Origin of the sequence: Nocardia sp. NPDC056952, assembly GCF_042674185.1 — a bacterium.
Lineage (GTDB): Bacteria > Actinomycetota > Actinomycetes > Mycobacteriales > Mycobacteriaceae > Nocardia.
Genome location: NZ_JBHURA010000011.1, coordinates 44600 through 62387, shown reverse-complemented (window position 1 = coordinate 62387; position 17788 = coordinate 44600). Strand labels below are relative to the sequence as shown.

Genomic DNA, 17788 nt, shown 5'->3' with positions numbered 1-17788 from the left:
CTGGCTACGCTGGAACGCAGGCGCCGGCGCACCGCTGACGCCCGACCGAAGGAGACCGGATGCGCCACGGCGAAGATCTCTCCCTCACCCACGTCATGCTGCTCGTGGGCGACCAGGACCAGGCCCTCACCTTCTATCGGGACCTGATCGGCCTGCAGGTCCGCACCGACATGCCGTTCGGCGACAACACGCGCTGGCTGACGGTCGGCCCGGTCGACCAGAAGAACCTGGAATTCGTGCTCGAGGTCCCGGAGATGGCCCCCGACCCCGCCTATCGGGCGGCCGCGCTCGCGCGCATCGACAGCGGCGCCCAGTCCACCGTCATCTTCGCCACCGACGACATCGACGCCACCTTCACCCGTATCCGCGACGCCGGGGCCGAAGTCGCCCAGGAGATCGTGCACCAGCAGTACGGCCGCGACTGCGCGTTCCGTGACCCGTGGGGCAATCAGATCCGCTTCACCGCCCGCCACCACGGCTGAGCGCGACATGCGGTGCGGGTGCGGCGTCGGGTCGCGCCCGCGGCCCGGCGGCAATACTGTCTGACCATGGGCGAATCGCGAATCGAGATGGAACCCGAAGCTACCCGGCCGCTGCGCGAGGACATCCGCTTCCTCGGCGGCATCCTGGGCGATACCATCCGCGACCACGAAGGTCCGGAGGTGTTCGACCTGATCGAGCGCGTCCGCATCGAGGCGTTCCGGGTGCGCCGCGAGGAGGTCGAGCGCAGCGCCGTCGCCGACATGCTCGACGGCACCCCCACCGAGGTCGCGATCCCGCTGATCCGGGCGTTCAGCTACTTCGTGCTGCTGGCCAACTTGGCCGAGGACATCCAGCGTGATCGACGCCGCGCCGTGCACGTGGCGGCGGGCGAGCCGCCGCAGGACTCCTCCCTGGCCGCCACCTACGACAAACTCGACGCGGCCGGTCTGGACGGCACCGTGGTGGCCGACCTACTCACCGACGCGCTCGTCTCCCCGGTGATCACGGCGCATCCGACCGAAACCCGCAGGCGCACCGTCTTCGACGTGCAGTCCAAGATCACCGAACTGATGCGCCTGCGCCGGCGCCTCGAACCCGGCGAGCCCGGCCTCGACGAATCCGAACAGCGGATTCGCCGCGAAGTGCTCACCCTGTGGCGCACGGCGCTGATCCGGTTGGCGCGCTTGCGGATCCAGGACGAGATCTCCGTCGGTCTGCGCTACTACGACCTGACCCTCTACGACGTGATCCCCGCGATCAACGCGCAGGTGCGCGCGGCGCTGCGGACGCGCTGGCCCGCCGAAGATCTCCTGCCGCGCCCGATCCTGCGCCCCGGCTCGTGGATCGGCGGCGACCGTGACGGAAACCCCTTCGTCACAGCGGAAGTCGTGCACACCGCCGCTGAGCAGGCAGCCGCCTACGCCTTCGGCCGCTACCTGGACGAGCTGGTCGAACTCGAGAAGTCCCTGTCGCAATCGGCCCGCCTGGTGCAGGTGACACCTCGGGTCGCGGACCTCGCCGCAGCGGGTTACCCCGACCCCGGCCTGTTCGCCGACGAGCCGTATCGCCGTGCGCTGCACGCGATTCGGGCCCGGCTCAGTGCCACTGCCGAGCTCGCGCTCGGTGAACTGCCCGAACACGGCCTCGACGTCGGCGCCGCACCGTATCCGTCGCCGCAATCGGTCCTCGACGACCTCGACGCGATCGACGAGTCCATGCGCGCCAGCGGCGACGGACTGCTCGCCGACGATCGCCTGGCCGCGCTGCGCCACGCCATCGAGACCTTCGGCTTCCACCTGCAGGGCCTGGACATGCGCCAGAACTCCGAGGTCCACGAACAGGTGGTCACCGAACTGCTGGCGTGGTCGGGCGTGCACCCCGACTATCCGAGCCTGTCCGAAGCCCGGCGAGTGGAGCTGCTCGCCGCCGAATTGCGCACGCGCCGACCACTTCTCGGGCCGAACGCGCAGCTGAGCGAACTCGCCACCAAGGAACTCGGTGTTCTGGGCGCCGCCAAGGAGGTCATCGATACCTTCGGTGCCGCCGCCGTCCCGAACTACATCATCAGCATGTGCACCTCGGTCAGTGACATGCTCGAAGCGGCCTTGCTGTTGAAGGAATCCGGCATTCTCGATCCGGGCACCGCCGACACCGCGCCGAGCTGTCCCGTGGGCATCGTCCCGCTGTTCGAAACCATCGAGGACCTCAGCGCCGGTGCGTCGACTCTCGCCGCGGTGCTGGAGGTTCCGGTCTATCGCGAGCTGGTCGAGGCGGCGGGCATGCGCCAGGAAGTGATGCTCGGCTACTCCGACTCCAACAAGGACGGCGGATATCTCGCCGCGAACTGGGCGCTCTACCGCGCGGAACTGGACCTGGTGGAGGTGGCCAGGAAATCGGGTATCCGGTTGCGGCTGTTCCACGGTCGCGGCGGCACCGTCGGTCGCGGCGGCGGCCGCAGCTACGACGCCATCCTGGCGCAGCCCGCGGGCGCGGTGCGTGGTTCGCTGCGACTGACCGAACAGGGTGAGGTGATCGCCGCGAAGTACTCCGAATCCGGTGCGGCACACCGCAATCTGGAGTCGCTGATCGCAGGGACCCTGGAATCGACGCTACTGGACGTGGAAGGTCTCGGCGACGACGCCGAACCGGCCTATGAACTCCTCGACGACCTCGCCGCCCGCGCTCGTGCCGCCTACGCGAACCTGGTGCACGACACCCCCGGCTTCGTCGAGTACTTCCGCGAATCCACCCCGGTCGCCGAAGTCGGCGACCTCAATATCGGCAGCCGCCCCGCCTCCCGCAAACCCACCAATTCGGTCTCGGACCTGCGCGCCATCCCCTGGGTGATGGCCTGGAGTCAGGCCAGGGTCATGCTGCCCGGCTGGTACGGCACCGGCACCGCGCTCGAAGACTGGGTCGACGACGATCCGGCCCGCCTCGCACGTCTCACCGACCTCTACCAGCGCTGGCCGTTCTTCAATACCGTGCTGTCGAACCTGGCCCAGGTGATGGCCAAGAGCGACCTCGACATCGCCGCCCGCTACGCCGAGCTGGTCACCGACGAAACTCTGCGCGCGAAGATCTTCGCCATGATCGCCGACGAACACGCCCGCACCATCCGCATGTACCTCGCGGTCACCGGCCACGCCGAACTCCTCAGCGACAACCCGTCGCTGGCCGAGTCGATCCACAACCGCTTCCCCTACCTGGAGCCGCTGAACCAGCTCCAGGTCGACCTGCTGGCCCGGCTGCGCGGCGGTGACGATTCCGAACTGGTGAAGCGGGGCATCCTGCTCACCATGAACGGCCTGGCCACCGCGCTGCGCAACTCGGGGTAGCGGCAACTCGGGTGAGCGACTACAGGCAGACGCTGATGGTGAAGGGCCCGACCGGGATGCCGGTGCAGATAGACACCGAGCCGACGACCGGCTGCGCGGGGGCGGCCGATGCGGTTCCGGCGCCGATCGCGGTCACGGACAGGGCAAGGGCGGCGACGGCGAGCGGGCGGGCGATCTTGGCGAACATAGGCTGATCCTCGGGTAGAACGGGGTGAACACCCCCGTGCGGGGGCGACCCCATCTCAACACGATGCGCCGACGGCGTCCACGACATGGCGGGATTCGCGGTGGCTCAGCCGGTTACGACGGCGATCGCGTCGATCTCGACCAGCATCTCCGCGCGCGGCAGGCCGGTGAAAACGGTGGTGCGCGCGGGCAGCACGCCGTTGCCGGTGTGCTTCGTGACGAATTCGCCGTAGGCCTCGTTCATGATCGCGAAGTCCTCGCGCTTGGTGAGGTAGACCCGCAGCATCATCACATCGTCGAAGGTGGCGCCGGACGCGTCGATGATCGCCTTGACGTTCATCAGGGTGCGCGTGGTCTGGGCGGCGACATCGCCCTGATGCAGGTACTCGTTGGTCTCGGGGTCCACGGGTCCCTGACCGGACACCTGGACGAACGGGCCCTTGCGCACGCCCTGGGAGAAGGTGTGGGCGGGCGCCGGGGCGTCGGAGGTGCGCACGGCGGTCTTGTCGGACATGGAGTTCAGCCTTTCCTCGCGGTGACGTCTCGGCGGGGGTCCCAGCCGAGTTCGGTGGAGATGGCGTCGGCTGTCGCCCTGAGCTGCGGCAACAGTGCCAGCACCTGGTCATGGTCGAGCAGCACGTCGGGAACGGAGACCGACACGGCGGCGACGACGGCGCCGATCCCGTCGCGCACGCCGACGCCGATGCAGTTGACGAAGCTCTCGTGTTCCTCGTGGTCCTCGGCGAAGCCCTGCGCGGCAACGAGTTTCAACTCGGCCAGGTACTGCTCGGGGGTGCGCAGGGTGCGGGTGGTGAAGGGGTGGTAGTCCAATCGGGCTGCCACTGCCGCCCATTCGCTGCGTGGCAGCGCGGCGACGAGCACCTTGCCGACCGCGGTGCAGTGCAGGGGCGCGGGCCTGCCGATCCGCGAGTACATCCGCACCGCCTGCTCGGCGTCGACCTTGTCGATGTAGACGGCATCGCCCGATTCGTAGGCGGCCAGGTGCACGGTCTGCCCGGTGGCCGCGCCCAGCGCACTCAGATGCCGGCGGGCGACGGTGCGCACGTCACGGTTCTCCAGTGCGCGACTGGCCAATTCGAACATGCGGGTGCCGAGCGAGTAGCGGTGCGCGTTGTCGCGCACGACGAACCGATCGGCCTGCATGGTCTGCAGTATCCGCAACACCGTCGACTTGTGGACGCCGAGCCGGGCAGCCAGCTCGTCGAGGGACTGCGAGTTCTCGCCGAGGGCGATGAGAATGGACAGGGCCCGCGACACGCTTTGACTCATGCGCTGATCGTTTCATCCAGCGCCGCCGGATAGCGCAGCGTGGCCCAGATATCATCGGGTAGCAGCGCGAGGCGCCGAATATCCTGGGGTGGCGGCAGTTTCGCCGAATCGCCGGTCGCGGTCAGCGCTGCCGCCGCGCACAGATGGCCGTATCGAAGGCGGGTGCGCAGGTCGGCGCCGTGCAGCAGGGCGGCGAGATAGCCGCCGGCGAAGGCGTCGCCGGCACCGATGCGCTCGGTGATCTCCAGTGTCAACGCGGGCACCTCGATCGAGGAATCGCCGTCGAATCCCGTGACGGTGTGCTTGTCGTTCTTGACGATGAGCTGGGCGGGTTCGGGAAACAACGCGCGCAGGGCGGCCGGTTCGCCGGTGCCGAAGATCTCCTCGGCCTCGTCGGCGCCGAGAAACGCCACATCGGCGCCGCGAATATGCGCGGCGAGTTCGTCGGTGGCCTCGTCGACGCGCGAACCCCACACTGCCGGACGGTAATTCAGGTCGAAGCTGACCAGCGCGCGACGGGGCTCGGCGAGCAGCGCGCGGGTGAGTTCGGTCGCCGATTCCGACAGCGCCGGGGTGATGCCGGTGAAGTGCACGAGATCGGCGCCCTCGAGCAAGGCCGCCCGGTCCGTGAGATCGGCGGGCGACAGTGCGCTGGCAGCCGAACCCGTGCGGTAGTAGTGCATGCGGCTGGCATCGGCGTCCAGATCGTTGGCCACGCCGGAGCCCGCACCACGTTCCTTGACGTAGAGGCCGGTGGGCCGCATCGGGTCGACCGCGACCGCCGCGACATCCACGCCCTGCGCGCTGAGCTCGGCGAGCAGATATCGCCCGAATCCGTCGTCGCCGACCCGCGACAGCCAGGCCGCCGACACGTCGAGCTGGGCGAGGACCACGGCAACATTGGCCTCCGCGCCGCCCGCGCCGCGATCGAACCGCGCGGACAGTTCCAGGGGTCCCGCGCCCGCGATCAGGACGGCCAGCCCCTCGCCGACAGTGATCGCCCTGGGCGGAGTGGATGTTGCCTGGGTCACCTTGTTCGCCCTTTCGTGCTTGCGGTCACTGCCTTCGAGATGCACAATAACGAGCAGAAACATTCAGCGCAACCACCGTTGCATACTGTGCAATGTTTGTTCGATATGACTGATCGAGCCGCCATCCCGGGCTCGGTCGACAGAAAGGGATGCTGTGATCATCGACAACGACGTCGTGGACGCCCTCGCCGACGAGTTGCTCGGACCCCATGACAAGAGCGCGCCGCCCGCGGCGTGGGGGAGCACCGTGCGCGAATATCTCGCCGGCGCACCGCGACTCGACCAGTGGCAGACGCCGTTGCTCACCCTCGACCGCGGCAGGCTCGACGCGAACCGCGACCTCATGGCCGAATGGACCGCCGCGGTGGGCGTCGCGCTCGCCCCGCACGGCAAGACGACGATGGCGCCGCAGCTGTGGCGCGAGCAGCTCGTGGCCGGATCGTGGGGGATCACCTTGGCCACCGCGTGGCAGGCGCAGCTCGCGCGCTCGTTCGGTGTCGGCCGGATCATGCTCGCCAATACCCTGCTCGACCCGGTCGGGTTGGCGTGGGCCGCAGCGGAATCGGCACGCGAGGCCGGCTTCGAGTTGTACTGCTGGGCCGACGGCGTCGCCACCGTCGAACTGATGGACAAGATCCTGCGCGAGACCGCCGCGGGTTCGCGGGTGCGCGTGCTGGTCGAGCTGGGGGGACCGCACGGCCGGACCGGTGCTCGCACCCGGGCCCAGGCGCACGCGGTCGCCGCCGCCATCGGCGCGAGCGAGCGGCTGAGCCTGGCCGGAGTCGCGGGCTACGAGGGCGCGCTGGCTCACGATCGCAGCGCCGAGGGTGTCGCAGCGGTGCGCGGCTATCTGCGCGAACTCGCCGCGCTGCACACCGAACTCGGTGCGGCAGGCGCCTATTCGGGCCCCGCGGTGGTCACCGCGGGCGGCAGCGCCTACCCCGAGCTCGTGGTCGAGGAACTCGCCGGACTGGCCGACCCCGAGGGTGCGCGCGGCGTGCCGACCACGGTGGTTCTGCGCAGCGGCGCCTACGTCGTTCACGACGACGGCTTCTACGCGGGAATCTCCCCGCTCGCCGCGCCCGCGAAGGAGCCGGGGCTGCGGTCCGCCATGCACGGCTGGGCCAGGGTGGTCTCGCGGCCGGAACCGGAGCTGGCCCTGCTCGACGGTGGCAAACGCGATTTCCCCTTCGACGAGGGTCTGCCGGTGCCCCAACTGGTGGTCGGCGGCATGCTTCCGCCGAACGCGGTGGTCACCGCGCTGAACGATCAGCACACCTTCCTGCGGTTGCCCGGCGCCGATGCGGCCGATCTCCCGGTCGGCTCCGTCGTGCGCCTCGGTCTCTCACACCCGTGCACCGCGTTCGACAAGTGGCGCCTGATCCCGGCGATCGACAGCGTCGACGCGCCCGACCCGCGCGTGATCGACCTGATCCGCACCTACTTCTGACGGATGACCATGACGCACCTGCTCTTTCGTGACATCGATATCGTCGACGGCACCGGCGGCCCACGCACCAGGGGCGACGTGCTGGTCCGCGACGGCCGCATCGCCGAGATCGCGCCACCGGGCACCATCGGCTCCGACGCGAGAGTCGTTCCGGTACAGCCGGGTTCGGTCATCGCACCCGGATTCATCGACATGCACGCGCATTCCGACCTCTACCTGCTCACCCATCCCGATCACTTCCCGAAGATCACCCAGGGGGTCACCACCGAGGTGATCGGCCAGGACGGGCTGTCCTACGCGCCGATCGACGATGCCGCACTCGCGGTGGTGCGCAAGCAGATCGCGGGCTGGAACGGTAACCCGGGCGACTTCGACTTCAGCTGGCGCACCGTCGCGCAATACCTGGACCGCCTCGATCAGGGCATCACGCCCAACGCCGCCTACCTCGTCCCCCAGGGCACGCTGCGCATGCTCGTCGTCGGCAGCGAGCAGCGGGCGGCCACCGCCGCCGAGATCGACCGGATGTGCGCACTGCTGGCCGAGGGGTTCGAACAGGGTGCGGTCGGCATGTCCAGTGGGCTCACCTACACGCCCGGAATATACGCCGACACAAGCGAACTCGCGGCGCTGTGCGCGGTGGTCGCCTCCTACGGCGGCTTCTACGCACCACACACCCGCTCCTACGGCGCGGGCGCGCTCGAGGCCTACGCGGAGATGATCGGCCTGGCGAAAGCGACCGGCTGCGCGCTGCACCTGACCCACGCCACCATGAACTTCGGCGTGAACCGCGGCCGCGCACCGGAATTCCTCGCGATGCTCGCCGCGGCCCGCGCCGACGGCTGCGACATCACCCTCGACACCTATCCCTATCTGCCCGGCTCGACCACCCTGTCCGCGCTGCTGCCCAGCTGGGCGATGTCGGGCGGTCCCGACGCCGCGCTCGCCCGGCTCGACGATCCGGCCGAGCGCGCCAGGATCACCGACGATGTCGACGTCAACGGCTCCGACGGCTGCCACGGCGTCACCGTCGAATGGGAGACCATCCAGATCAGCGGCGTCGGCGACGACGCGCTCGCGGACGCGGTGGGCCGCACCGTCGCCGAGCTCGCGACCGAGCGCGGTACCGCCCCGGCGGAGGTGTTCTTCGACCTGCTGCGCCGCGACCAGCTCGCCACGACGATCCTGCAGCACGTCGGTCACGAGGAGAACGTGCGCGCCATCATGGTCGACCCCGGCCACATGGGCGGCAGCGACGGACTGCTCGTCGGCGCCCGACCTCACCCGCGCGCCTGGGGCACCTTCCCGCGCTATCTGTCGCGCTATGTCCGGGAACTGGGTGTCCTCGGTCTCGAGGACTGCGTGCATCACCTCACCGGCCGCCCGGCCGCCCGGCTCCGCCTGGCCGAACGTGGCCTGATCCGGCGCGGTTACGCCGCCGACCTGGTCGTCTTCGATCCGGCGACGATCCACGACACGGCGACGTTCGAGCATCCCCAGCAGCAGGCCCGCGGCATCCAGCACGTGCTGGTCAACGGCGAATTCGCGCTGGAGAACGGCACCGCGACCGGCGTGCGCGCCGGTCGCTCCCTGCGCCTGGACCCCACGAAGGAGGAAACCCGATGAACCCGATGCTGAGCTCGTCGTCGGAGGCCATGGACGTGATCCGCGCGGATCGTGCCCTCACGGTGGTCCGCGCCCCCGACATCCCCGACCCGGCCGCGCTGGCCGAAGCGCTCGCCGGCGCCGGTCTGCGGGCGGTCGAACTGACGTTCACCACGCTCGGTGTGCTCGACGCGATCAGCAAGGCGAGCGCGGTCACCGACGCCGTGATCGGGGTCGGCACCGTCACCACCCGTGCGCAGGCCGAAGCGGCCATCGAGGTCGGCGCCCGCTTCCTGGTGACACCCGCGCTGCGCCCCGAGGTCGCCGAAGTGGCAGCGGCACACACGATTCCGGTGATCATGGGCGCGTTCACGCCGTCGGAGGTCCTCGCCGCGGCGGAGCTGGGGGCGGCGGCGGTGAAGATCTTCCCGGCTCGCGCGCTCGGCCCGCAGTACTTCAAGGATCTGCTCGGGCCGTTCCCGCACATGTTCCTGATCCCCTCCGGCGGCGTCAATTCCCACAACGCCCGCGATTTCCTCCGAGCGGGCGCGATCGCCGTCACCGCGGGCACCGAAGTGGTCGCCCCGGCCGACGTCGAGGCCGCGCGCTGGTCCCACATCGGCTCCAAAGCCGCGCATTTCGTTCATTCGCTGGATTGAGAGGTTTTCCATGGGCGCCACCATCGACTGGTTGCGCACCACCACCCCCGGGTTGCTGGTGCTGTGCGGTCTCGCGATCGCTGTCCTGCTCATCGCCATCATCAAGGTCAAACTGGAGCCGTTCGTCGCGCTGCTGCTGACCGGACTCCTGCTGGCGCTGGCCGCCGGGCTGCCGATCTCCCAGATCGTCGGCACACCGCTGAAAGCCGGTGAGTCACTGCTGGAAACAGGCTTCGGTGGCATCCTCGGCCACATCGCGGTGATCATCGGTCTGGGAACTATGTTGGGCGCGATCCTCGAAAGATCCGGTGGTGCCGATGTTCTCACCGACAAGCTGCTGAAGATGTTCGGCGAGAAGGGCGCTCCGGTCGCGATGGGCCTGCTCGGGCTCATCTTCGGTATCCCGGTGTTCTTCGACATCGGCATCTTCGTGCTCGCGCCACTGGTCTATGTGGCGGCCAAGCGCGGCGGGCGCTCGCTGGTCCTCTACGCCATGCCGATGCTCGCCGGTCTGTCGATGACGCACGCCTTCCTGCCGCCGCATCCCGGCCCCGTCGCGCTCGGCGGGCTGCTCGGGGTGAGCCTGGGCTGGCTGATTCTCATGGGCTTCGTCTGTGGCATTCCGGGTTTCATCGCCGCGGGCATCGTCTGGGGCACCTATATCGGTAAGCGCGTGCAGGTTTCGGTGCCCGAGGAGTTCGTGCCGTTGGAGCCCGAGCCGGAGCCGGAGCAGGCCGACGGTTCGGGTGGGACCGCGGTGCTCACGAAATCGCCGCCCTCGGTCGCGCTGATCGGCGGCATCATCGCGATCCCGCTGGTCTTGATCCTGGGCGCCACATTCGGGTACCAGTTGCTGGACAAGGATTCGACGCTGCTGCAGGTGCTCACCTTCTTCGGCACCCCGGCGGTCGCGCTGCTCATCACCGTGCTCGTCGCGTTCTATCTCCTCGGGATCCGGCGCGGTTCGACGGTGCAGGAACTGAGCACCATCACCGCCGAATCGCTCAAGCCGGTCGGCATGGTGCTGCTGGTGGTCGGCGCGGGCGCCTTCTTCGGCAAGGTCATCTCGGCCACCGGCATCGGGACGGCCCTGGCCGACACGATGTCCGCGGCGGGACTGCCGATCATCGTGCTCGCCTACCTGATCAGCTGCGGACTGCGCATCGCCCAGGGTTCGGCAACGGTCGCCATCGTCACCACCGGCGGCATCGTCGCGCCGCTGGTGGCCGAGCAGGGCTACTCGCAGATGTCGATCGCGCTGATCGCCATGGCGATCGCGGCGGGCTCGATCATCCTCAGCCACGTCAACGACGGCGGCTTCTGGATCATCGCGAAGTACTTCAACATGACGGTGAAGCAGACCCTGCAGACCTGGACGGTTCTCGAAACCATCCTGTCGGTGGTCAGTTTCGCGGTCGCGGCCCTGTTGTTCTCGATCGTCTGACACCTACCGCGAAGCCGGGCTGTCCCCACGGGGCAGCCCGGCTTCGTGTTGGCCGAGCACGGATCGGCGGACGGCCGGGACCGGCCCGGACGAAGTCGGGACATGCCGGGCGCGCAGCCGCTGGTGCCCACGATGCACCGACTCGGCGAGAATGGGCATCGTCTGCGACTCGCCGAACAGCCGAGCGCGCCTGTGTGCGGACGCGGTTCGTGTCGTACTCGAAACGAGGGAGTGTGCGATGTCCACAGCAATCGTCGTCGGCGGCGGAATCGGCGGAACGGCCGCGGCGCTCGCGCTCGTTCGGAAGGGGTGGTCGGTTCAGGTGCTGGAACGGGCGCCGGAGGTCGCCGACGTGGGATCCGGGATTTCCCTGTGGTCCAATGCCTTACGGGCGCTGGATGCCCTCGGTGTCGGTGACACGGTCCGTGCGCAGGGCCTGGCGGAGGTGTCGGCCGGGATCAGGGACGACCGTGGGCGATGGCTCTCACGCACCGATGTGGCGACCCTGCGCGAGCGGTTCGGTGCTCCGGTGGTGATCCACCGCGCCCGGCTGCTGGACATTCTGCGCGGGGCGCTTCCCGAAGAGGTTGTGCGCACCGGGATCTCGGTGCGTGAGGCGACGACCGACGGACTGGTGGTGCACTCCTCGGGCACCTCCTCCGCCGATCTGGTCGTGGGTGCCGACGGGATTCGCAGCGTCGTCCGGCGTGCGGTCTGCGGGGAGGTCGCGCCACGCTACGCCGGCTACACCGCCTGGCGCGCGGTGGTCGACATCGACGAGCCGCTCACCGAGTTCGGTGAAACCTGGGGTCGCGGCGCACGTTTCGGCATGGCCCCGCTCGCGGACGGTCGCGTCTACTGCTTCGCCGTCTACGACGCCCCCGAGAACGCCCCCGGCAGCCTCGCCGAAGTGCGCGACCGCTTCGACAACTGGCACCACCCGATCTCGGCCCTCCTCGCCGCCGCGGACCAGAACACGGTGCTGCACAACGACATCTATGATCTACCGGCGCTGCCGACCTTCACCGCCGGCCGCATCGCCCTGCTCGGCGACGCCGCCCACGCGATGACGCCGAACCTCGGCCAGGGCGGCTGCCAGGCCCTGGAGGACGCGGTGGTCCTGGCCCGCTCGGCGAGCGAGCCGGACGGCCTCGCCCGCTACGACCGGGAGCGCCGCCCCCGAACCCAGATGATCGTCGCCCGCTCCGCCCGGATCGGCACCATCGCCCAGCTGTCCGCGCGCCCCCTGGTCACCCTCCGCAACACGGCACTACGCCTGACCCCCACCTCGACCCAGTTACGTTCCCTGGCAGAGATTCTCGACTGGAAGTCTTGAGGTCAGATCTCCCTCGACCGAAGTGCGCGCGGGTTCTCGTGCCATGCGCACGCCGCCCGATGGTCGTGACTGGGAATGATGCGAACCGCGCCGCGGATCGCGTGCAGCCGGTGGACAGTACGCCAGGTCTCGGTGCGGTCGTTGTCGGCCAGCATGCCGGGATAGCCGGACTTCTGTCGGAGCTCCTCGGTCTGGAGGTTGTGCCAGATCGCGTCCCCCGCGAGCAGGACCGGACCGTGCTCGGTGCGTGAGAGGACACCGACGCTGCCCGGGGTGTGGCCGGACAGGTCGACGAGGACCACCGCGCCGTCCCCGAAGAGATCGCGGCTGCGGGCGAAGGTGAGAACGGGTGGACCGTCCAGATCGTAGACATCGAGAGGTCGTTCGCGAACGGCGCGCCGCACGCCGCCGACCGGCGCCACCGGACCCTCCATCGCCCACTCGTGCTCTGGTCGGTGCAGGCGCAGTGCCAGCCCGGGGAGATCGAGAAGGCCGGCGATATGGTCCCAGTGCAGATGTGTCGGCAGCGCGAAGTCGAGGGCGTTCGCCTCGATTCCACTGCGACGCAGTGACTCGCGTATGTCGAGTACGTCCTTCGGAGGCGTCACCGCGAGCCGCAATATCCGGGGGAGTTCCACCACCGCTCGGTCTTGGACGTCGACGCAGATGCCCGGGTCGACGAGAAAGGTCGCCTTCGGATGCCGGACCACGAAAGCCGTCATCGCGGAATCAATCCGTCGCGGGGCGAACAGGCCTTCGACGATCGCTGCCGTCGGCACACTCTTGGCGTTCTGCGCCAGAACTGTCAGTTCGACCGTCGTTGTGCCGCGTGGTAGGCCGTGGTCAGGCAACGAGGCCAGGAACCGGCGGTCGGGTTGTCGTGGCCGCAGCGCGCCCGTCACCGCCGATCCCACGGATCGGCAACAGCGCCACAAGTCCGGTGCCGCGACCGAGTCGATCAATGGAGTCCGATTGTCGTTGTGTCCCATGCGAAGTACGCTAAAACTTCAGGTCGACCTGAAGTAAAGGGGTGAATATGCCGCGTGCCGACGAGCTGCGCCGCATCGGTGACGCCGCCGCCGAATTGGGCGTCGCCGCACATGTCCTGCGTCACTGGGAGGACGCCGGTGTCCTGGTTCCGCCCCGCGCGCCCGGCGGGCAACGGATCTACAACGGCGCCCTGATCGTTCAGGCCCGCCTCGTCCAGCTCTGTCAACGAGCGGGGCTGTCCCTGGCGGAGATCAAAGATCTTTTCGACACGAGGTCGAGGGCCCGGCGCGTAGCGCTCTTCGCGGACAAGCAGGCCGAACTGCGAGCCCACGTCGACGACCTCACCCGAACCATCGACTTCCTCGGTCACGTGCTGCGCTGTACTCACCCGATCGTCGACGAATGCCCTGACTGCGTCGAGTTCAGCAGGCCGGGCACCTCGCAGTCTGCGTAGGTTTCGCGGTGCTCGGGCGCCTAGATCACCGTCGAGCGCTGGTAGCGGGCGAGCACAGCTACGGCGGTGGCGGTCATGGTCGCGCGGAGTTCGGGTGGGGTGAGGACTTCGATGTGTTCACCGAGGGGGAGTAGGGCGTGGGCCAGGACTTCGTAGGACTCGGCGGGGATGGTGATGTCGGCCCAGCCGTCCGCGTCGGGGGTACCCGTCGAGGCGAGGGCTTCGCGGACGGCGGCGGGGTCGTTCATGAGGCGCAGCAGGCTCAGGTGGTCGATGGAGATCCGGCAGTGCGCGCTGACGCGCAGCATGGACCGGGCGAACTCCTCGGCGGCGGACTGCCAGTGCTCGGCCAGGTCGAAAGATGTTGGGCGGATGAATGATTCGCCGGTGTTAACCGCCGTGGCGATGCGGCTCGCCCGGTACGAGCGGATGTCGGTGTGTTCGCGGGCGATCAGGTACCAGGTGCCTGCCTTCATGACCAGGCCGAGTGGGTCGAGGGTCCGTTCCACCGTGCGATCGCGACGCCGGTAGGTGATCGCGAGGCGGCGGTCGTGCCAGAGGGCGTCGGCCACCGTGGCGAGGGTGGGGGTGTCGTCGGGGCGCTGGAACCAGCCGGGCATGTCGATGTGGACGCGTTCGGCGATGCGGGTCGCCCGGCCGCGGAGTTCCGGTGGGAGCGCGGCGAGCATCTTCAGCTGGGCGGTGGCCAGCACAGTCCCGAGGCCGAGGTCGGCGGCAGCGCCGGGGAGGCCGGCGAGAAGGACCGCGTCGGCTTCGTCGGAGGTGAGGCCGGTGAGCCGGGTGCGGTAGCCGTCGATCAGCCGGACACCGCCACCGCGCCCCGGCTCGCTGTACACCGGAACGCCTGCGGCCGAGAGTGCCTCCACGTCCCGATACACCGTGCGCACCGACACCTCGAGCTCACGCGCCAACTCGCTCGCGGTCGCGCCGCCGCCCGCTTGTAACAGCAGCAGCAACTGCACCAACCTGCTCGCTCGCATATTCCGAGACTAGCCGCGAAACCTGACACAAGATGTCAAGGTTGAGTCGTACCGTACGAGATATGACCACGTGGAGCCAGTTCACCGAAGAAGCACCGAGCATCGCGGCCTTGTTCCAGCGCAGACACCAGGCCACCGGCAAACTCTGCATGCTCGGCACCCTGCGCGCCGACGGATCGCCACGCATCAGCCCGATCGAGCCGATGGTCTTCGAGGACATGCTGGTCCTGGCCGGCATGCCCAATACCCGAAAATTCGACGACCTCGCGCGCGACCCACGCTTCTGCCTGCACACTGCCACCGTCGACACCATGGTCTCCGACGGCGACGCGAAACTCTTCGGCACCGTCACCGACCTGAAGGACGAAACCGTCCACGCCCGCTTCGCCCAAAAACTGTTCGACGACAGCGGTTTCGACATCCGCGGCGAGAAATTCGACCACTTCTACGTCGCCGACCTCACCGGAGCCTCCACCGTCGAAACCAACGACGACCACCTCGACATCACCGTCTGGAAACCGGGCGCGGGCGAAACCGTCGTCCGCAAGCACTGAGTCACCCACCCTTCATTGATTATGACTGTCCAGTCAGTCATAATCGGAGCATGCCGAAGCGAGTGGACGTGCATGCCCGGCGCACCGAAATCCTGGATGCGGCCGTCCGGGTGTTCGCGCGCAAGGGCTTCGCCGCATCCCGGATCGAGGATGTCGCGGCCGAGGCCGGTGTCGCGAAAGGCAGTGTCTACCTCGCGGTCAGCAGCCGAGAGGAGTTGCTGACCGCGGCGTTCGACCAGTACCGCGCTCGCGCGCGGGAACAGCTCGCCATTCCTGGCGCCGGTTCGGCACTGGATCGGCTGGCCGCGCTGATCCGGGCGACAGTCACGATGCTGGCCGCTCATCCCGACCACGCACGCGTGCTGCTGGACGTGTGGGCCGCCCGCACCCCGATAGACATGGCCACCGTGTACGCGGAATACCGCGCGGCGATCGCCGAGCTGCTGCGTGAGGCAGGCGCCGGCGGACAGTTGCGGGCGGGGATCGGGCCGGGGCACGCGGCGGTGATCGTCGGTGCGATCGAAGGTTGCCTGGTGCAGTGGCTGGCCGACGATCAGGTCCGGCTCGCCGATCTGGCCGAACCCCTGGTGCAGATCTGTGTGGACGGGGTCCGGCGATGACGATCACCGACCGGCTGATCGCCCCGAACGCGACGAGAAGTGAAGCCGCCCTGTGCTATTCGGCGGCGGTCGCCGGCGCGGCGGTGGCCGGTCTGCTGGCTCGGCACGCGGGTGGATCCGCAGTGCTGATCATCGTGGTCGCACTGGTCGGGTTCGACCTGTTCGGCGGCGCGGTGGTGAACGCGACCGACTCGGCGAAGCGCTGGTTCCACCGGCCCGGCCGCGATGCTCGCCACCACCTGGCGTTCGTGGCGATCCACGCACAGCCGTTCCTGCTCGCCCTCGTCGTGCCCGGGTTCGGCGGGTGGACGGCGGCCGCGATCTACGGATTCGTAGTCGTGGCCGCCATAGCGGTCACCGCGACGCCATTCCACCTCCGCACCCCGGTCGCCTTCGCCGCCACCGTCTTCGGTGCCACGCTCACCACCGCCGTGCTCGCGGTCCCGACGTTCCTGGTCTGGTTCGGACCCGTTCTGCTGATCAAACTCCTCCTCGCCCACCTCTTGCCGGAGCCGGGCGCCGTCGACGAGCGCGTGCCGGTCACGCCGCGCCCGGTGGCGTGACCGATCGCCCGCGCGCGGTTTCGGGGATCGGGCATGCCGCTGTGCCACGATGACCTGCATGGATCTGCTCGCGTCCGAAGGTGTCGGCGATCCCTCGCCGATCGTCTCGCTGTTCTGGATCGCGCTCATCGCGGTGATCGCACCGCTGCTGTCGCGGCTGGTGCGCGGGTATCTGCCGGATGTGGTGATCCTGCTGGTGGCCGGGGCGGTAGTCGGACCGCATGTGCTCGGGTGGGCGAGCAGCGCGGGCGGGGTCGACCTGGTCAGCGAGTTGGGCCTGGGGATGCTGTTCCTGCTGGCGGGCTACGAGCTCGATCCGCAGTTGCTGCGCGGCCGCTCGGGGCGGACGGCGTGGGTGGTGTGGATCGTGTGTCTGCTGTTCGCGTTCGTGATCGTGATGGTCGCGACGGACACCTCCAGCGGCACCCGCGTCGCGGTCGCGATCGCGTTGACCTCCACCGCGCTCGGCACCCTGCTGCCGATCCTGAAGCAGGCGGGAATCCTCGATTCACGGCTGGGCCGGGCGGTGATGACGCACGGCGCGGTGGGCGAGCTGGGGCCCATCGTGGCGATGTCGGTGCTGCTCACCAGTCGTGATGCGGGCAGCGCGGTGGTGGTAGTCGTGATGTTCGTGGTGGCGGCCGTGGTCGTCGGATTCGTGCCGGTGCGGATGCTCGATCGCATGCCGGATCTGGGCGCCGGGCTGGCCAAGCTGGGCGGTGGCACCTCGCAGCTGCCCGTGCGCGGGGTGGTGCTGCTGCTGTTGGTGCTGATGGTGGTCGCCGAGGTCTTCGATCTGGACGTGGTCCTCGGCGCGTTCGCCGCGGGCATGATTCTGCGGCGGCTCATCGCGGCGGGGCATCCGGATGTGGACTCCTCGCTCGAGGCCATCGGCTACGGGTTGCTGATCCCGGTGTTCTTCGTGGTGTCGGGCATGGGCATCGATGTGGCGGCGGTCGGCCGGAATCCGGCACTGTGGTTGTGGTTCGTGGTCACCATCGCGATCGCCCGCGGGTTGCCCGTCTGGCTGAGCGAGCGGTTCGTGCCGCGCGCGGACACCCTGCCGACCGCGCGGGAGCGCGTCGAATTGGCGCTCTTTGCCGCCACGGGCCTGCCGATCATCGTCGCGGTGACCCAGGTGGCCACCCAGACGGGCTTGCTGACCGCTGATGTCGCCTCGATCCTGGTCGCGGCGGGCGCGACGACCGTTCTGGTGTTTCCGCTGGTCGCGCGCCTGATCGGGGCGTCGGAGGCGAAGTCGGTCACACCCGCTCATGAATGAGCTTGC

At 68.9% G+C, this 17788-nt stretch carries 18 protein-coding genes; 12 read left to right on the top strand and 6 right to left on the bottom strand.

Going from position 1 to position 17788, the window contains the following annotated elements; all coding sequences use genetic code 11:
• The first annotated feature begins 59 nt into the window (after positions 1 to 59).
• Both ACFTS5_RS28725 and ppc read left to right on the top strand, forming a co-directional pair.
• Positions 60 to 482 carry a VOC family protein gene (locus ACFTS5_RS28725; RefSeq protein WP_378636994.1) on the top strand — a complete coding sequence of 141 codons (423 nt, stop codon included), beginning with the start codon at positions 60 to 62 and terminating at the stop codon, positions 480 to 482.
• A gap of 66 nt (positions 483 to 548) precedes the next feature.
• Positions 549 to 3320: a phosphoenolpyruvate carboxylase gene (ppc, locus tag ACFTS5_RS28720; protein WP_378636991.1), complete on the top strand. Its 2772-nt coding sequence runs from the start codon at positions 549 to 551 to the stop codon at positions 3318 to 3320.
• Positions 3321 to 3339: 19 nt separating this feature from the next.
• Here the strand turns inward: ppc and ACFTS5_RS28715 are convergent, their stop codons facing one another.
• From ACFTS5_RS28715 to ACFTS5_RS28700, 4 genes are all read right to left on the bottom strand, one after another.
• Complete coding sequence (locus tag ACFTS5_RS28715) at positions 3340 to 3507, bottom strand: hypothetical protein (RefSeq protein ID WP_378636990.1); 168 nt, start codon at positions 3505 to 3507, stop codon at positions 3340 to 3342.
• A 105-nt stretch (positions 3508 to 3612) separates the two neighbouring features.
• Positions 3613 to 4020 carry a RidA family protein gene (locus ACFTS5_RS28710; protein ID WP_378636988.1) on the bottom strand — a complete coding sequence of 136 codons (408 nt, stop codon included), beginning with the start codon at positions 4018 to 4020 and terminating at the stop codon, positions 3613 to 3615.
• Between the two features lie 5 nt (positions 4021 to 4025).
• Positions 4026 to 4796: an IclR family transcriptional regulator gene (locus tag ACFTS5_RS28705; protein WP_378636987.1), complete on the bottom strand. Its 771-nt coding sequence runs from the start codon at positions 4794 to 4796 to the stop codon at positions 4026 to 4028.
• Complete coding sequence (locus tag ACFTS5_RS28700) at positions 4793 to 5827, bottom strand: sugar kinase (RefSeq protein ID WP_378636985.1); 1035 nt, start codon at positions 5825 to 5827, stop codon at positions 4793 to 4795. The genes ACFTS5_RS28705 and ACFTS5_RS28700 overlap by 4 nt, the downstream gene beginning before the upstream one ends.
• Positions 5828 to 5981: 154 nt before the next feature.
• Here ACFTS5_RS28700 and ACFTS5_RS28695 point away from each other — a divergent pair, with 154 nt between their 5' ends.
• From ACFTS5_RS28695 to ACFTS5_RS28675, 5 genes are all read left to right on the top strand, one after another.
• Positions 5982 to 7277, top strand: a complete 1296-nt coding sequence (locus tag ACFTS5_RS28695) for an amino acid deaminase (protein WP_378636982.1) — start codon at positions 5982 to 5984, stop codon at positions 7275 to 7277.
• Positions 7278 to 7286: 9 nt separating this feature from the next.
• Positions 7287 to 8900 carry an amidohydrolase family protein gene (locus ACFTS5_RS28690; RefSeq protein WP_378636980.1) on the top strand — a complete coding sequence of 538 codons (1614 nt, stop codon included), beginning with the start codon at positions 7287 to 7289 and terminating at the stop codon, positions 8898 to 8900.
• Positions 8897 to 9538 carry a bifunctional 4-hydroxy-2-oxoglutarate aldolase/2-dehydro-3-deoxy-phosphogluconate aldolase gene (locus ACFTS5_RS28685; RefSeq protein ID WP_378636977.1) on the top strand — a complete coding sequence of 214 codons (642 nt, stop codon included), beginning with the start codon at positions 8897 to 8899 and terminating at the stop codon, positions 9536 to 9538. Before ACFTS5_RS28690 ends, ACFTS5_RS28685 begins: the two co-directional genes overlap by 4 nt.
• Before the next feature lie 10 nt (positions 9539 to 9548).
• Positions 9549 to 10982, top strand: a complete 1434-nt coding sequence (locus tag ACFTS5_RS28680; protein ID WP_378636975.1) for a GntP family permease — start codon at positions 9549 to 9551, stop codon at positions 10980 to 10982.
• Positions 10983 to 11220: 238 nt separating this feature from the next.
• Positions 11221 to 12318, top strand: coding sequence for an FAD-dependent monooxygenase (locus ACFTS5_RS28675; RefSeq protein WP_378636972.1), 1098 nt, complete (start codon positions 11221 to 11223; stop codon positions 12316 to 12318).
• A 2-nt stretch (positions 12319 to 12320) separates the two neighbouring features.
• Here ACFTS5_RS28675 and ACFTS5_RS28670 read toward each other — a convergent pair whose 3' ends face one another.
• Positions 12321 to 13220 (bottom strand): MBL fold metallo-hydrolase, encoded by a 900-nt coding sequence (locus tag ACFTS5_RS28670; RefSeq protein WP_378636969.1) that lies wholly within the window; start codon positions 13218 to 13220, stop codon positions 12321 to 12323.
• Positions 13221 to 13354: 134 nt separating this feature from the next.
• Here ACFTS5_RS28670 and ACFTS5_RS28665 point away from each other — a divergent pair, with 134 nt between their 5' ends.
• Complete coding sequence (locus tag ACFTS5_RS28665; RefSeq protein WP_378636966.1) at positions 13355 to 13762, top strand: MerR family transcriptional regulator; 408 nt, start codon at positions 13355 to 13357, stop codon at positions 13760 to 13762.
• A gap of 20 nt (positions 13763 to 13782) precedes the next feature.
• Here ACFTS5_RS28665 and ACFTS5_RS28660 read toward each other — a convergent pair whose 3' ends face one another.
• Positions 13783 to 14763, bottom strand: coding sequence for a helix-turn-helix transcriptional regulator (locus tag ACFTS5_RS28660; RefSeq protein WP_378636963.1), 981 nt, complete (start codon positions 14761 to 14763; stop codon positions 13783 to 13785).
• Between the two features lie 62 nt (positions 14764 to 14825).
• Between ACFTS5_RS28660 and ACFTS5_RS28655 the strand changes: the two genes are divergently transcribed.
• Genes ACFTS5_RS28655 through ACFTS5_RS28640 form a run of 4 tightly spaced genes read left to right on the top strand, consistent with a single transcriptional unit; the run spans position 14826 to position 17782 of the window.
• Entirely contained in the window at positions 14826 to 15317 is a 492-nt protein-coding gene (locus ACFTS5_RS28655) for a pyridoxamine 5'-phosphate oxidase family protein (RefSeq protein WP_378636960.1), read from the top strand.
• A gap of 50 nt (positions 15318 to 15367) precedes the next feature.
• Positions 15368 to 15937, top strand: a complete 570-nt coding sequence (locus ACFTS5_RS28650; protein WP_378636957.1) for a TetR/AcrR family transcriptional regulator — start codon at positions 15368 to 15370, stop codon at positions 15935 to 15937.
• Complete coding sequence (locus ACFTS5_RS28645; protein ID WP_378636954.1) at positions 15934 to 16500, top strand: hypothetical protein; 567 nt, start codon at positions 15934 to 15936, stop codon at positions 16498 to 16500. Before ACFTS5_RS28650 ends, ACFTS5_RS28645 begins: the two co-directional genes overlap by 4 nt.
• A 58-nt stretch (positions 16501 to 16558) precedes the next feature.
• Positions 16559 to 17782, top strand: coding sequence for a cation:proton antiporter (locus ACFTS5_RS28640; protein WP_378636951.1), 1224 nt, complete (start codon positions 16559 to 16561; stop codon positions 17780 to 17782).
• Positions 17783 to 17788: the final 6 nt, after the last annotated feature.